Here is a 15,305-nt window from a genome sequence, read left to right as displayed (position 1 = left end):
AACAATTTCTACTAGTCGGTAATGTCTGGGTTCGATGTTAATCAACCAGAGTAATTCATGCGCTTTTATCCTCGAGTCCTGTTTTCTTTATGTTGTTTTTCGGTAACGTTTCCAGCATTTTCGACGCCGAGTTGGTGGCAGGACACGTTGTCTTCAATGCCGTACTCCAATTTAAAAGAGCGTATAGAGACAAGAGGAAGCTGGTATCGCTGTGACGTGCAGCAGCAAGATGTTTCAACGTATATCAGCACATTTTGTTTGGACGATTTTTCGTACTATCAGCAGCATCTGTATGGTGAAGTGGTTTTGGGAAAGGACAGTGCTCAGTTCTCTTTTTTGACCGAATATCAATGGCAAAGTCTCAATGACTTAATCCTCAATTTAAGAAAAGACGGATTAGTTTTACGCAACATAACTATCGGACAAGAACACTATGACGTCGTTGAAGCGCTGGAAAAGAAATCTTCTGAGCTTGTCGATAAAGAAGTTATCTTGTTGATAAACCGCTATCCGCAAGAAACGATTCGAAGCTTATTTTGGGTAAAACCGGACGAGTTTTCGTCGCCATCACCGTCTTTAAATGTGGAATTGCACAGCGATGGCGAAATTATCGATGTTAAAGTGACTCGTTTTTAGATTCTTTATGGAGAGATAGGAAGGTCGCCATCGCAGACTCGTCTAAAAATCCATCCGATTTTTTGTGCGCACGCAGGTATTGATAGCCAGCGATGAGCTTACGGTGCTGTTCTTCTGCCTCATCTGGCAACGGCTGATTCATAACGTGTTGAAATGCAAGTTTGTACGCATCCATATCTACGACTTCAGCGCGGCGATATAAATAACCACATCCGGTCGCTAACCATTCAAGAGAGCAGTTGGCTCGCATCGCAATTTGATTTGCTTTCGTTAGGCTCGGTTCACTGCCTTTTAAATATTTGCGTATTAAAGCTTCAGACACATCAACGCGTCGTGCAAATCCGCTGATGCTTTCTTCTCCGATCAAGGTGGCTAGGCGTTGGGCAAAAGACATATTTCGTACTCCAGTTCGAATTGCCAAAGTTTACCCGTTGAGCCGATGTGAAAACAAGACTACGATGAATGCAGATCAATTGAAGGAGAAAAACCATGGTTGCAAAAGTTGTGACTGCACCAAAAGGCCCTGAGCTCTCAGAGCTGGTCCAAGGATATTGGCGTGCAGTTGATTGGGGCATGACTGCTCAAGAGCGTTTGTCATTCCTCAAGCAACATATTGAGTTAGGCATTACCACGGTCGATCACGCAGACATATACGGTAATTACGAGTGTGAGAAGTTGTTTGGTGAAGCACTTGTTCTCGATAAGAGCGTGCGAGAGCAGATTCAGATCGTCACAAAGTGTGATATCAACCTGTGCGGAGATAAAACACCAGAGCGTAAGATCAATCACTACGATACAAGTTCCGCTCACATCTACCAATCGGTGAATAACTCGCTTGAGCGTTTGAATGTGGACGAAATCGATGTGCTTTTAATCCATCGCCCTGACGTGTTAATGGATGCCGATGAAGTGGCTGAAGCATTCTCAGAGTTACACAAAGTGGGTAAAGTGAAGCACTTTGGCGTATCTAACTTTACTCCACGTCAGTTTGAGCTGTTGCAATCTCGTTTAGGTAAGCCTCTTGTGACTAACCAAGTGGAAATCAATCCGCTTAATTTTGAAGTTGCACATGATGGAACGCTTGATCAAATGCAAATGCTGCGTACGCGCCCAATGGCTTGGTCTTGCCTCGGTGGTGGCTCAATCTTCAGTGGTGACAGTGAGCAAGCCGTTCGTGTTCGCAACGAATTAGAAGCGATTCGCGAAGAAGTGGGCGCGACTAGCATTGACCAAGTGATTTACGCTTGGGTACGCCGTTTGCCATCTAACCCAATTCCAATCATTGGCTCTGGTAAGATTGAGCGTGTGCAAACGGCAGTAAATGCGCTGAATATCGAATTGACTCGTGAGCAATGGTATCGCGTATGGGTGGCTTCTAAAGGTCACGGTGTGCCATAGAAGTGACACTTTATTGATGAATACATTATTCAAGGCACCCTATGAAAGGGTGCTTTTTTATTGCTACGTGATACCGATTTCCCCAGTACTCATACTGAGCGGATAGAGTGGGAGTAAAAACGAATTTTTAATTTAAAATGCAACTTTGTGCTTATTTTTAATGGAGGCGTTTTATCCATGTTTGTTTCATGTCACTAAACAGCGAATGGGATGTTTGCTTTTTCGCCATTTTGTTCACTCATCGATTCATATTGCGTATGCTTATTGAATAAAAAAAGAAATAAAAACTCGTCAGTTTTCTCGTATTACATGCTGTAACAATCTGTTAGACTCCGGCGCAGATTGTGGAATATAAAAAGGTGATTGAATGTCTTTTCCCGTACTCATCTGTGATGATTCAGCGTTAGCACGCAAACAGATGGCGAGATCACTACCAGCCACATTGAATGCCGATATTACGTTTGCTATCCACGGAAAAAATGCGCTAGAAGAACTCGAAAAGAACGAGTTTAAATTGATGTTTCTTGATTTGACCATGCCAGAAATGGATGGCTTTGAAACACTAGAAAACATGCAGCGGTTAGGGAATAAAACTCCCGTGGTTGTGGTGTCGGGGGATATCCAACCTAAAGCGAAAGAACGTGTGTTCGCACTGGGTGCAAAAGCGTTTATTCAAAAACCGATCGCCAAAGATGAACTCAAGAATGCGCTTAAAGAGTTGGTTGAGCCAGAGCCTCGTCCTCAAATTATCACGCCTGTTTCTATTGAGTTACCGATTTTACGTCGTCGCGATATTTATATGGAAGTAGCGAACGTCTCTATTGGTCGAGCCGCAGATGCATTGGCGCGTCATTTTGATGTGTTTGTGCAATTACCGCTTCCGAACGTTAATATCTTCGAAGTGAGCGAACTACACATGGCACTCCGTGACTTAGCGTCGCATGATAACGTATCGGGCGTTTGTCAGGGCTTTTGTGGCGAAGGTATTGCGGGTGAAGCGCTGGTGATTTTGAGCGATTCGAGCGTATCGGATCTCAAGAAGTTGATGAAAGTGCCAGCTGATAGCGACGAACTGGAAGAGCTTGAGCTGCTCATGGATATTTCCAATATCTTGGTGGGGTCATTCTTAAATGGCTTGGGCGAACAATCTGAAGTGCGATTCTTCCAAAGCCCTCCAGTGCTTCTTGGTCAGCATATATCAATTGATTCGATCATTGAGTCTACGACGGGCGCATTCAGCCGCACCATGACATTCGAGGTGAGCTACAACATTGAGGGAACGTCAATCCGTTGTGATTTATTGTTTATGTTCGTCGATGAATCTTTGCCGCTGCTCGATAACAAACTGTCATATCTAATGGAGGAGTTCTAATGTTGAATATGCCAGCAGAGTTTGAACAATTCCATTGGATGGTAGACATGGTACAAAACGTCGACATGGGGCTCGTCGTCATTGACCGAGATTATAATGTGCAAGTGTGGAATGGGTTTATGACTCATCACAGTGGTTTGCAATCTCATGATGCAATTGGTCGGTCTATCTTTGATATCTTCCCTGAAATCCCGCAGGAATGGTTTAAGTTAAAAACAAAGCCCGTGTATGATTTAGGTTGCCGCAGCTTTATTACGTGGCGCCAGCGTCCTTACTTGTTCCGTTGCCGTAACGTACGCCCTGTTACTCAGCAAGCGGAGTTTATGTACCAGAACGTTACGCTGAACCCCATGCGTACCCCGACTGGGAAAATCAATTCGTTGTTTTTATCTATACAAGACGCGACGGCTGAAGCATTGATGTCTCAGAGTCAGTAGCGATAAAAAACTTTCTCAAAAGCCAAGGTTCGCCTTGGCTTTTTTGTATACTTATAATTGTGTTTCCTAATGCGCAGAACGTGAAGATGGACTTTAATCTCGCCCTAAAACTCTACACCGCAGAACAAGTAAAAAACGGTGAAACGCTGGCAGCGCAAATGGCTGGTGTTTCTATGTATAGCCTAATGCAACGCGCAGGTATGGCTGTGTATGAGCGTTTTTTACACTTATATCCCAAATCAAAAAATATCTTAGTCATTTGTGGCAAAGGGAATAATGGTGGTGACGGATACGTATTTGCCTCGCTTGCTAAACAAGCGCAACTCAATGTACAGGTTTTCCAACTTGGTGATGTGACTGCGCTCAAAGGTGATGCTTTACGCGCATATCAAGATTGGCAGTCCATCGATGGTGTTAACAATGATTGGGATGAGTGGAATACCGCATTGCTAGAAGCCGATGTGATCATTGATGCCATGTTAGGCACTGGTTTAAGTGGTGAGGTTCGTTCGGAGTACCGTCGCTACATTGAGCAAATCAATCAAATTCACACCCCAGTGATAGCAGTCGATATTCCTTCCGGGCTGTGTGCAAATACAGGTGCTATTTTAGGCGATGCCATTCATGCTGAGCATACTGTAACCTTCATTGGTGTTAAGCAAGGCTTGTGTACCGGACAAGCGAGAGATCGAGTTGGTGAACTCCACTTTTGTGGATTGGGTGTAAATATTGAGTTTGATTCTATCGAAGTAGAAAGTGCACTAGGTATTGATCATCAGGTTGTTTCAAGGTTAATGCTCAAGCCAAACCCGACAGCACACAAAGGTGACAATGGCAAACTACTTTGTGTCGGTGGTAACCAAGGTATGTCAGGAGCGATTCGTTTATGTTCCTCCGCTGCGGTTAGAGCCGGAGCGGGTTTAACTGCCGCAATTACTCACCCGAGTAGCCTTATTCCACTACAGATTGGCTGCCCAGAAGTAATGAGCCAAAGCATCACCGCTGACTTACTCAGGGATACTGAGAACGACTTAACCAAACGCATTCGCTGGGCTGAAGTATTGGTGTTTGGTCCAGGTTTTGGTGATGATGAGTGGGCTTATCAAGCCTATCAATATCTGGCTCAAGAACAGAAACCTAAAGTTGTTGATGCTGATGGGCTCAATATTCTAGCGATGCTAAGCCAACGATGTGATGGCACTTTGGTGTGCGACAACCAGCGAGTGATCACGCCGCATCCTGGAGAGGCAGCTCGACTATTAAATGTGACCACTCAACAAATAGAAAGTGACCGATATTCTGCTGCAAGACAACTGCAAGAGCGTTATGGCGGTGTGGTGGTTTTAAAAGGCGCGGGAACACTTATTTACGATGGAACGAGAATGTACGTCTGCCTAGCGGGTAACGCCGGAATGGCGACGGGCGGAATGGGAGATGTGCTATCTGGTGTTATTGGTGCGTTGCTAGCTAGAGGGTTACCCATTTCCATTGCGGCACGTTTAGGTGTGGTACTCCACAGTCATGCTGCGGATATAAACGTGAGTCAGCATGGTCAAGTTGGTCTTTTGGCAAGTGATGTTATAGGCACACTTCGTACCGCTATTACTCAACAAATAGATAGGACGTAGTTAGATCTCGCCCATTACTATGAAAAAGTGGGCGATTTTTTGAGTACTTTTTCCGAATTAGCAGCACATCTTAGTATTAGGTGATTGAGTTTTAGGTAGATTTGAGAGGTTGTGCGTTTTCATTTTAAAGGTATGACGCAAAGGTTTGCGCAATAGGTTAACTTAAACGTTTTCTTAAGTTGTTGATAATTATAAATAATGAGAAAAAATAACGACTTGAGGAGTGTTTTTGATATGCGATTATCAAGATGGTATCACAAAAAAAATTCAAATATCAGACTTGTAGGAAATAAATCACAGCCTATAATGCTGAAAACCGGAGCGTCTGCCAACGCTCCGGTTTTTTGTGTCCGAAGAACAGTGAACTCGTCTGCCAACGAAATCACTACGCACTCTGAGATGACACATATACATATGAATCAAGGAATTACACAATGCGTATCGAACAAGAACTTAAGTTAGGTTTTAAAGATGTACTGTTTCGCCCGAAACGTTCTACCCTTAAGAGCCGTTCTCAAGTAAATTTAACCCGCGATTTTACATTCAAGCATAGTGGTCGTCAATGGTCTGGTGTGCCTGTAATCGCAGCAAACATGGATTCGGTTGGTAGCTTTGCAATGGCTAAAGCGCTAGCTGAGCATGGTGTAATGACTGCAGTTCACAAACATTACACGGTAGAAGATTGGGCTGAGTTTGCTAAATCAGCTGATAAAGCAACCCTGAATAACGTAATGGTGTCTACGGGAACATCTGACGCAGACTTCCAAAAAACCAAAGATATTATGGCGCTTTCAGATGAATTTATTTTCATCTGTATCGACATTGCAAATGGTTACTCAGAGCATTTAGTCGAGTATGTTGAACGCGTGCGAGCAGAGTTCCCAGACAAGGTGATTTCTGCGGGTAACGTGGTTACTGGTGATATGTGTGAAGAGTTGATCCTCGCTGGTGCAGACATCGTGAAAGTAGGCATTGGCCCTGGCTCAGTTTGTACAACTCGTGTAAAAACGGGTGTTGGTTACCCGCAGCTTTCTGCAATCATCGAGTGTGGCGATGCAGCGCACGGCCTTGGTGGCATGATCATCGGTGACGGCGGTTGCTCATGCGCAGGTGATGTATCCAAAGCATTCGGCGGCGGTGCGGACTTTGTTATGCTAGGCGGCATGTTAGCGGGCCACGAAGAGTCAGGCGGCGAAGTGATCGAGAAAGACGGCGAGAAGTTCATGAAGTTCTATGGAATGTCGTCGAAGAGCGCGATGGAGAAGCACTCAGGTGGTGTTGCTGGTTACCGCGCAGCCGAAGGAAAAACCGTACTATTACCTTACCGTGGAAGTGTTCACGGCACTATTCAAGACATCCTTGGCGGCGTTCGCTCAACTTGTACATACGTGGGTGCAGCAAAGCTTAAAGAGCTAACCAAGCGTACTACATTCATCCGCGTTCAAGAACAAGAGAACAACGTGTTCGGTAAAGAGTAAATCGACCGAATGTAACAAGTGTAAAAGCAACCATACGTTATATCTATAGCAGATAAAACTATACTATATGCAGCTATGAGCCAGAGTGAGATTGATTTCTTACTCTGGCTTTTTTGCTTCTCATTTGTTTGCGTTTCAAATTAACTCTAAGCGATTTTAATAGTTGGTCGAGATTCGACTTGTTCAAACGGTAATGATGTTGTAACTGGCATGAGCTGTAAAACACTTGAAATCTGACAGTCTCTATTTAATCCAATATAGTCTTTGACATTGGCTACTCGCCAAGTCATGTCTCCGTAAGTACGCAGATAGAACGCGGGTGATTGATGACTGTTATGTCTAATAACGCTCCATTGGGTGATATCACTAAAAAAGACTTCAGGGTTATCGGATGTCTCAAACTCATTCGCCATGATGCCCAAAGGTATATCAACGCGATTAAGTAGCTTTTGTCCGAGTGAGAAGGCTTCGTCGAAGTTAGTTGGTTGTTCGCTTAACTGCTTAATTGCATAGGTTTGTACAAATCGAGACGGCGGTGTTGGGTCGGCGGGTAGGCCCATCAAGCCAGCGCCATTGATTGATTGAAGTGGGCCAGGCACTTGGACATGACGTTGCATGGTTACTTCATTGTTCGGTTCTGGGTTGTAGTTGCGCAAATTGGAAAAATAAGAGAGGTGATTGACATGCCAATGGTAATTTGGGCAGTTAGTCATTACTCCAACGTAGGAGTGGTCCACAACCACTTTATAATCATCAAAGTCGTATTCGGTACATTGATAGCGTGCTTGCTGATTTTCCTCTTTGCTGCACATATCGCTTTCTTTGAGTGCTCGATAGATATGCATATTACCGTTAAGAAACTCAATGACTGCACTGTCATTATTTGCATCGTGAATTACGAAATGCTGGTCCAAAGCCATGTTGTCACTCTCTGTTTCACCAGTTGAAATAGTCGAGTTAAACACGTAAACGGGGTGGGTGGTGAAGTAGGTCACCATCTCGTCCACAGTATTAAACGTAGACAAGATAAAAGTACCAAACAGGCCGCTGCCTAATGCAAAGGCATCATCAGGGATGTGAGAGGTCGATACATTTTGATTGAGAATGGGCAAGTACAGTGACCCAACAGAAAGGCCAGATTCATTAATGCCATCAGCTGTTACAAGAGGGTTATTATACCGGGTAATGGCGTTGCAGTGTATGAAGCTCAACTCTCCCTGCCAATTTGCTCGAAACTCACATTCTTTACTGTGACTTTTTGGCGGCTGACCATTAAAAACACGGTCGGCTTTTCCGTCGGAAGTAACGGTCGTAATTTGGTAAGTTTGTTGGGCTCTAAACCAAATCTCGGTCTGAAGGTTAACTGCAAACTCCATGGTTCTAGCGGATAAGGTTTGGTTGTTGCAACCATAATTGATATTCACATCTGTACACATAGCCATGCTTTCCGTTGTTTATTTTGAATGATGCATATCCAAGAAACTCTCTGAATCAAATGCTTAGAGATTACGTGGATATAGAAGAATTGCGCTTTAATAATGGTTTTAGCCATTGAGATAAGCACATGCTATTAAGTTAAGCATTCAATCAAAAAACGTCAGTACCAGTTTAGTATCAGTTGATAGAGTTAAAATAAAAAGTGATGTATTAAGTCAAACTCTTTGATCTTAGAACTCAATAATATATTTATTTTTTCAATCTTGGTTACTCTAGATTTAAAGTTGGTTTTAAAAGTGATTTTTATTGATTCGATTATCTTGCAGTGGTGATATAAAGTGAGAACATAAAGTTAACAATTTCAGATTATGATTGAAAATAGGGAGAGTCTTCAATCCAAATACCGAGAAATGAAACTGCCCGAGAAGTTGTTTAACAGTCTCGGGCGAAGTGATGAATCGGGTAAGCGGCTATAAAGTTTTCTCACAAGAACCGCTAAGTGGTGGAGATATTTTTAAATTATCATTAAAGATTTCCACAGCGATGGGGCCTTTATTTTCGTCTTTTGCATAGTATGCACAGGACTTGTCCCCAGTATAGGTTTCACCTGCCTTTTTGAAACTGTAGTACCAGGAGTCATGGGTCGCGGCACCGGATTCAAAACTAGCAGATTCAGATTGTTCGCCAGTATTCAAGTCGAAACGGACTTCCATTTCCGGAGAGTCTTTAAATCTCACATATCCGGTGATTTTATCGCTGGAATTATTTTTAACGTAAAATGAACCCTTAGTTGTCATAATTTTTCCTCTTTTTAATTTCTATACGTGATAGAACGGCCAAATGACGGTCTGTTAATATATGCTTCTTAAGATGCATATTGATGTTAAATGATGGTCTTATTAGTTCTAAGATGATTAAACTTATCCTTAGCGTATTTCTCTTTTATACCGATTAAGTCGCGGTAGCTTCGATCAAAATAAACGCTTGTCGGAATTGCCGGATCTTTAAAGCTGATAAAGGCACCATAGGTTCCCGGTATATCAGCTTCTCTGGCTTTATCAATCCAGTCCATGGCTCTGTTTACATCAACAAGTACTGGGTTATTTTGTAGTTCTAGTTTTTGCTTTATCTCTTCATTCCACCAGGTTTGGTATTGGACTGTATATTGACACTGGCGGTAGGGGAAAGATATGTCTTCAAGGTCGTCTGAGTGATGATAAAAGCCACCAGTGATCGCACCTAAGGTTACGTAACTAAATAGCCCTTGAGCGCGGTTTTCTGGCTTTATCAAAGGTGAAGTTAAGCTTTGCAAAAGTGCAGTATAGCCTTCTGCTTTAAGACCTCGCTCTGACACCAATCGCGAAGTGATTTTGTGAGGTGCTGGGGCGTCATAATCTGGAGGGAAAGGAGAACCGCTTTGACACAAAGAATCGCGCCCCCATGTGCTCATCAGGGAGTGATCGTATTTCTTCCCGTCAAAGTCAGTGCCATGTGCTTCATAGACTTGAACTAAATCAGGGAAGCAAGCGCCAAATTGAACGGCTATAAATTGGTGAAGATCTTGTTCTGTTCCTTCCCAGTAGCCATACATGGTGCAGTGATGGCTGATGGTTTCGAGATCACAGTGGTTAGATGATTCAGGCAGAGCATCAATTTGCAAGTTGGTGCCAAGAAGTTTAGGCGTATCGAGGCTTTTTATAGCCTGCTCCCAATTTTTTAGCACATCTATGGTAGGGTGCGTTGGTATTGGCTGAAGCATACCGTTGATTTTTGGATAGAGGTTCCACTGAAGCTCGAAGCGGTGGATCTCTTTGGGTAAAGGGAATGTTTTTACGCGTAGCTCGGTAACAATGCCATAACTCATGCCTCCGCCGCCTCTTAGTGCCCAAAATAGGTGAGGGTTGGACTCTGCTGAGACTTCTGTGATCGTACCATCACCCAATACCACGGTTGCACTCACTAGGTGCTCACAACACATGCCGTATTTTCGCGTCCAAGGGCCCCATCCTCCGCCTTGAATATAGCCAGTCAACCCAACTGTGGCACAGGTTCCATGTGCAATCATTCGATCATGCTCTGCAAGTTTTGGTGTCAGTTGATAGAAGCGATAGCCAGCACCAATGGTGGCAATATTTTCACACAATTGGAAGGTCTTAATTCTGCTCACGTCAATCAAAATGACGTTGTCACCACTGCATTCACCTGCGTGATCATGCCCTCCTGAGCGAACACGAATCGGGAGACTGAATCGAGTTGCTGTTAGATAGGCTTGCTGAACTTCTTGCGTACTTTCGCACATGACAATGACAAAGGGTTGGTGTTGATAGCGAGTATTGAAGATGAGTGACTCGACTTGATATTGGTTCAAACCGGGAACCGGTGAAACCGTGTTTTCAAGAGGTGTCAGTAGTCGCTCTTTAGGAAAACCGCATTTATCCATTTTCTGAATAAACAGTTTGGCATTATTGATTGAGATTGAGTACGCGTTAAGTACAGCGAGGCGTTGTATTTGAGGGTTAGGGTGCTGTTCTACCACTTGGTTTTCTTTAGTTCCCTGCATCCATTCTTGTTCCATTATTTTTTCCATTTGGCTTATGTATTGAATAGTTGTTTAAATATTAACTCGAATGCATATGTTCGCCATATCAGTTTGGTATCAGTTGTTCTGTACAAATCGCCAAAAGCATCAGCGAGAGAGCAATAATATCTGGTTGATGAAAAGAACGAGCGGCATCTGCGTGACCGTAGATAATTTATGTAGTCAGTAGATCTGAGCCTAAAGTGATACTGAACTTGAATGACGTGTTATCTACATTGAATGGGTCACTAACGACAATAAATTCAGTTGGAGAACACAATGAAAATGGAATCAAAAGAATCACAAGCAATTTTTACTGCTCATTATCAAATTGGTAACGGCTTACCTGGAGGAGTGAACTTCGATGTTAATCTACTCGTGGCCAGCGAAGACAAATCAATAGTGGGTAAAGGACATATCTTTCAGGCCATTAAACCACCGTTAAATGTGGTGTCTGATCTCAATGGCAGTTTCAACTATCAATGCACGATGCGTGATTGTCATATCATGGTGACGTTGCAGGGCTACCAGCCTTACCTAGGCATTGCTCCTCTAGGAGCAGATCTTCACAACGTAACGCTCAACATCCTACTTAATGATGATTGGAAGTCAGGCGTGGCATTCTATCGATATAAAAATAGTTCAGGTAAATGGGTTGAAGTAGCAAATCAACGCGTTACTCTACTTTTACCTGAGCATGTTCCTAGCATCGAAAACTTTAAGGTGGAGCAAAGTGATCATGCGCCAGCATAAATCTAATCAGCGATGACACTGTGCCAAAACACAGATATTCGATGGTTTCGAATATCTGTGTTTGACGAGGTAAATCGAGCAAACAAGCTGATTTGACGGTGCAATTAGTCGACTTTCTTCGTTTATTGAATATTTCATGGTTGAGTAGATGTGAAGAGCCAAGGGTCGAGCTCATCAACACTTATTTGAGCCTGGTTCAGTTGATGCTTACGCGCGGCCTGATTGAAGTTTAACAACTCAGAGACGGAGCTGGACTGGTCGAGTAAGGCAAGCATCAGATTCGCTTGTTCAATATAAAAATCACCCCATGGATGCGGATCTTCTCGGGTGAAGTTAGCAAGCTTATCGCGATATTTTCGAAGTAGCGTAGGCTGCTTATACTGCCACGCTACTTGGATTCCTTGTTGGTAAAAGCGTAAATAGTTATGACCAACACAGGTAGATTCTAGCCAAGCCTCACCAGTGCGCAAAGCGGAGAGGGCCGTTGATTCATCGCCACAAATAAGTGCCTTGGTAGATACGAGCCAAGGACCAATAAAATTGTGTAGCTTATTGATATGAACAAGCTCTAGAGCCGTGTCGATGTCCGAAAGGGCTTTCTCCTCTTTTCCCTGATACCAGTGTAATCTTGCACTGGACTCCAAAAGAAAAGCGACAAATCGATGAGCATTAAGCTGTTTTGAAAGTTGCAGAGCGGTCGAGATTTCGTTTTCAGCTTGCACCAATACATTACGGTCGAGAAAGATCCATGCTGCCGTAAGCCTGGAAACAATTTCTGCTCGGCGGTTTGCCGTGAGATAAGCAAGATTCGAGGCATGCTGAGCCTGTTTTAGTGCTTCGTCAGATTGCAGTTGATAGATCATCACTGTTGCCAGCATGTAGCGATTGGCAGTTTCAATCGAAAGCAACTGATGCTCTTCACACAGTTGCAAACACTCGGTTAAGTGCTCGTATGAGCGAGCCATTTTTCCTTGTGCGTAGGCACAATCACCGAGGCCGCCAAGCGATTTCGCTTTCGCGCGAAAACAGTTTGCTCGTTGACTGTAATCTAATGCAAGTAAATGTTCTTTCTCACATTCGTCTAGCTGCCCAGTAGGGAACAGCATATTACCTCTCATCGAATGAATTTCACACAAAGATTTATTTAACGTCAGCTTTTCACACAGGGCTTGGGCTTGGTCTAAAATCGACATCGCTTGTACAAAGTTGTCGGTTAAGCGATAGGGGTTAATGAGGTCTAAATAGTATTGAACACGTTCAGGATCATTTTCTGTGTGATGAATCGCTTGCTCAAGAACCTCAATACTCTCTTTTATGCGTCCCATCGAATACAGGCAGTTTCCTTTCATATTTAGTGCATACGCCATCTGTTCTTTAGGTGACTCTTTAATAGCGAACTCAATAAGTGTCAGTGCTTTTTCAAACTGATAATTACTCAGGTAATGTTTGGCGGTCTGTTCAAGAACAGTAAATACACCTTCGACCTTGGCATGATTAATATGGACGGCATATAAGAATCGATCTCGGTTCTCATACCATTTTGCGCAGGCCATGTGTATTTTGGAACACTGTGACTTGTCTATTTGACGGAAAACAGCATTACAAATCAAATCATGATGGAAAAGGTATTGATCGCCATTGAGTTTTACTAAGCCAGCATCGACTAACTTATCTGGCACGTAGCCGGGAATTCGGGTGATTTCACGCAGTTGCTCCAGTTGAAAGCACTGCCCCAACACAGAGGCAGTACAGAGTGCTTGGCGATCTTGGGCTGGAAGTTGAGCTAATTGTATCGAAACTAAATGCTCCAATGACTCCGGAACGTCTTTATCAAACTGAGAGCAAAGCAGTGTTTGGCGCAAGTATAAAGGATGGCCTTTCGCAAGCTTTATACAGTCATTGATATGTTTATTCTGTTGGCATGTGATTGAGCAAGCTAACTCGTAAGACTCTTCAGATGATAACTCCCTAAGTTCGATTAGATTCACGTTGGTAAACCAAGATTGTTTGGAACTAAGTCGTTTTTGCTGCCTAAACGTCAGAAAGAGCAAAATATTGGTGTTTGTAATATGAGGTAGCAGTGTCTCAAGAAATGCCAACATTACCTCGTCGGCCCAATGGACATCTTCAACAATTATCAAATGCGGTTTGCTGGTCTGCCGTTGTTGAATTAAGAAAGGGATAGATTGCTCTATCGTTTGTTTCAGCGTTTGGAACTCCATTAAGTTCAGCAACTGCTTTTCTGATTCGTTGAGTGCTACCCCCATTAACCAATAAAGGCAGAGGTGGAAAGAAGAGGGAATTGATGACTCGACAGTTTGCTGACGAATAGAATCATCGGTATCTTCACGAGTAAATGAACAAATTGCCCGAGTGAATATATTTTGAGGGGACAAGAGATCAGCACTACCATGATTCAGGATTTGAATCTCTGTGGTTAAACACGAGGATCGATTCAAAGACGCAATGACCTGGTTGAGTAGGCTGGTCTTTCCTATCCCTGCGGTACCAGTAATACAATACGTTTGGCCTGCTTCTTGTTTTTGCCATCGCTTGATTCCGCTATTTAATGTTTCTAGTTCAAGTTTACGCCCTACAAAACAGTCAGTATGGCTTTGGTGTAAGGATACAAGATGCCAGTTGTTGAAGTCTGGCTCTCCTGTTAGAAACGGTTTTATTGGTCTGGCACAATTGGACGAGATAAAGCAAGGACAAGCAGCTATTTCTCCCCAAGGGATTTTAACTAGGATTTCATTGATTGGGGTTATCGCATTCGGATGTTCCGATAGCTCAGTGACTCGATGCTTGTATTTCACATTGATAAAAGACCGAATCGAAGCCGAAAGAGCAACCTGTAATTGAAGGGCTAGTTGTCGAATTCGTTCAAAAACATATTCGTCCGATTCCTGTATAGACCAAGTAAGAACAAACGTCCGGTTTTGTATTATGGGTGTAGTGTTTTGGCTGAAAAGTAATGTTTGCAGAGTCTTTACGGTCAAATCAAACTTTGCTTCGATTGCAAAAATAAAAAAATATGGTGGTGATGAAGACACATTTGTAAGTAATGGTTCTGAGGCGCGATCTATTAAGAGGTCCTCTACGGGGACAGAAAAGTATTCCGCGAGATTGGATGCGGTACGATACAGCACATTCGCCCCAGACTCTGCTCGCTTTATGGAAGCAATAGATACGACAAAACCCTGTTGAAAGCATTCTTCCGCCAGTCTTTCTTGGCTCAGTCCTAATTTCTTTCTCAGTTCTTTGAGTCGTAATACGTTGAGTGGAATTCTTCCATCCCTATTTGCCATATTTCACTCCGTTGTAACGTATAGCTTTTCCCAGTAAACCTGAATCGATTGGATATGTTGAGTGAATAAATTTATCTTATTTCACTACATATAATACTAGTAGTTAAAATGTTATATACGAAAATGAAATGGGCATTTTAATCTTCAAACTACCTCAATTCATTGTTGTATTAGTGGTGTTTTTGTTATTAATAATTTTGATAATTATTGTTGTGAATTCATGTTTTTCTTAATAAGTTTTTTGAAATATCTTTAAATGTATATCTTTTAAAAGATTGCA

Annotated in this window: 12 protein-coding genes; 7 read left to right on the top strand and 5 right to left on the bottom strand. The window is 42.9% G+C overall.

What is annotated here, in order from left to right:
• Positions 1–57: 57 nt before the first annotated feature.
• Positions 58–636: a hypothetical protein gene (locus D8S93_RS21900; protein WP_171058475.1), complete on the top strand. Its 579-nt coding sequence runs from the start codon at positions 58–60 to the stop codon at positions 634–636.
• Here D8S93_RS21900 and D8S93_RS21895 read toward each other — a convergent pair.
• The gene (locus tag D8S93_RS21895; RefSeq protein WP_005396084.1) at positions 617–1,030 is read right to left on the bottom strand and encodes a helix-turn-helix domain-containing protein; all 414 of its coding nucleotides are present in this window, start codon (positions 1,028–1,030) and stop codon (positions 617–619) included. The genes D8S93_RS21900 and D8S93_RS21895 overlap by 20 nt on opposite strands.
• A gap of 95 nt (positions 1,031–1,125) precedes the next feature.
• Between D8S93_RS21895 and D8S93_RS21890 the strand changes: the two genes are divergently transcribed.
• From D8S93_RS21890 to D8S93_RS21870, 5 genes are all read left to right on the top strand, one after another.
• Positions 1,126–2,034 (top strand): aldo/keto reductase, encoded by a 909-nt coding sequence (locus D8S93_RS21890; RefSeq protein WP_152815540.1) that lies wholly within the window; start codon positions 1,126–1,128, stop codon positions 2,032–2,034.
• 367 nt (positions 2,035–2,401) lie between these two features.
• Positions 2,402–3,406: a response regulator gene (locus D8S93_RS21885; protein WP_005396082.1), complete on the top strand. Its 1,005-nt coding sequence runs from the start codon at positions 2,402–2,404 to the stop codon at positions 3,404–3,406.
• On the top strand, positions 3,406–3,843 hold the full coding sequence (locus D8S93_RS21880; protein WP_005396081.1) for a PAS domain-containing protein: 438 nt from the start codon (positions 3,406–3,408) through the stop codon (positions 3,841–3,843). Before D8S93_RS21885 ends, D8S93_RS21880 begins: the two co-directional genes overlap by 1 nt.
• An 86-nt stretch (positions 3,844–3,929) precedes the next feature.
• Entirely contained in the window at positions 3,930–5,471 is a 1,542-nt protein-coding gene (locus tag D8S93_RS21875) for an NAD(P)H-hydrate dehydratase (protein ID WP_152815537.1), read from the top strand.
• Between the two features lie 434 nt (positions 5,472–5,905).
• Positions 5,906–6,949: a GMP reductase gene (locus D8S93_RS21870; protein ID WP_005396079.1), complete on the top strand. Its 1,044-nt coding sequence runs from the start codon at positions 5,906–5,908 to the stop codon at positions 6,947–6,949.
• Between the two features lie 146 nt (positions 6,950–7,095).
• Here the strand turns inward: D8S93_RS21870 and D8S93_RS21865 are convergent, their stop codons facing one another.
• The 3 genes from D8S93_RS21865 to D8S93_RS21855 form a co-directional block, all read right to left on the bottom strand.
• The gene (locus tag D8S93_RS21865) at positions 7,096–8,391 is read right to left on the bottom strand and encodes a linear amide C-N hydrolase (protein ID WP_227484018.1); all 1,296 of its coding nucleotides are present in this window, start codon (positions 8,389–8,391) and stop codon (positions 7,096–7,098) included.
• 465 nt (positions 8,392–8,856) lie between these two features.
• A complete protein-coding gene (locus tag D8S93_RS21860) occupies positions 8,857–9,183 on the bottom strand; it encodes a hypothetical protein (protein WP_152815534.1) in 327 nt (108 codons plus the stop codon).
• Between the two features lie 86 nt (positions 9,184–9,269).
• On the bottom strand, positions 9,270–10,961 hold the full coding sequence (locus tag D8S93_RS21855; RefSeq protein ID WP_152815531.1) for an FAD-binding oxidoreductase: 1,692 nt from the start codon (positions 10,959–10,961) through the stop codon (positions 9,270–9,272).
• 282 nt (positions 10,962–11,243) lie between these two features.
• Between D8S93_RS21855 and D8S93_RS21850 the strand changes: the two genes are divergently transcribed.
• The gene (locus D8S93_RS21850) at positions 11,244–11,717 is read left to right on the top strand and encodes a DUF1842 domain-containing protein (protein WP_152815528.1); all 474 of its coding nucleotides are present in this window, start codon (positions 11,244–11,246) and stop codon (positions 11,715–11,717) included.
• A 134-nt stretch (positions 11,718–11,851) separates the two neighbouring features.
• Here D8S93_RS21850 and D8S93_RS21845 read toward each other — a convergent pair whose 3' ends face one another.
• The gene (locus tag D8S93_RS21845; protein WP_152815525.1) at positions 11,852–15,025 is read right to left on the bottom strand and encodes an AAA family ATPase; all 3,174 of its coding nucleotides are present in this window, start codon (positions 15,023–15,025) and stop codon (positions 11,852–11,854) included.
• Positions 15,026–15,305 lie beyond the last annotated feature (280 nt).

The sequence above is a fragment of the Vibrio sp. VGrn 2 genome, from assembly GCF_009361695.1.
GTDB classification, from domain to species: Bacteria; Pseudomonadota; Gammaproteobacteria; order Enterobacterales; family Vibrionaceae; genus Vibrio; species Vibrio diabolicus.
This window is presented reverse-complemented; position numbering and strand designations above follow the sequence as displayed.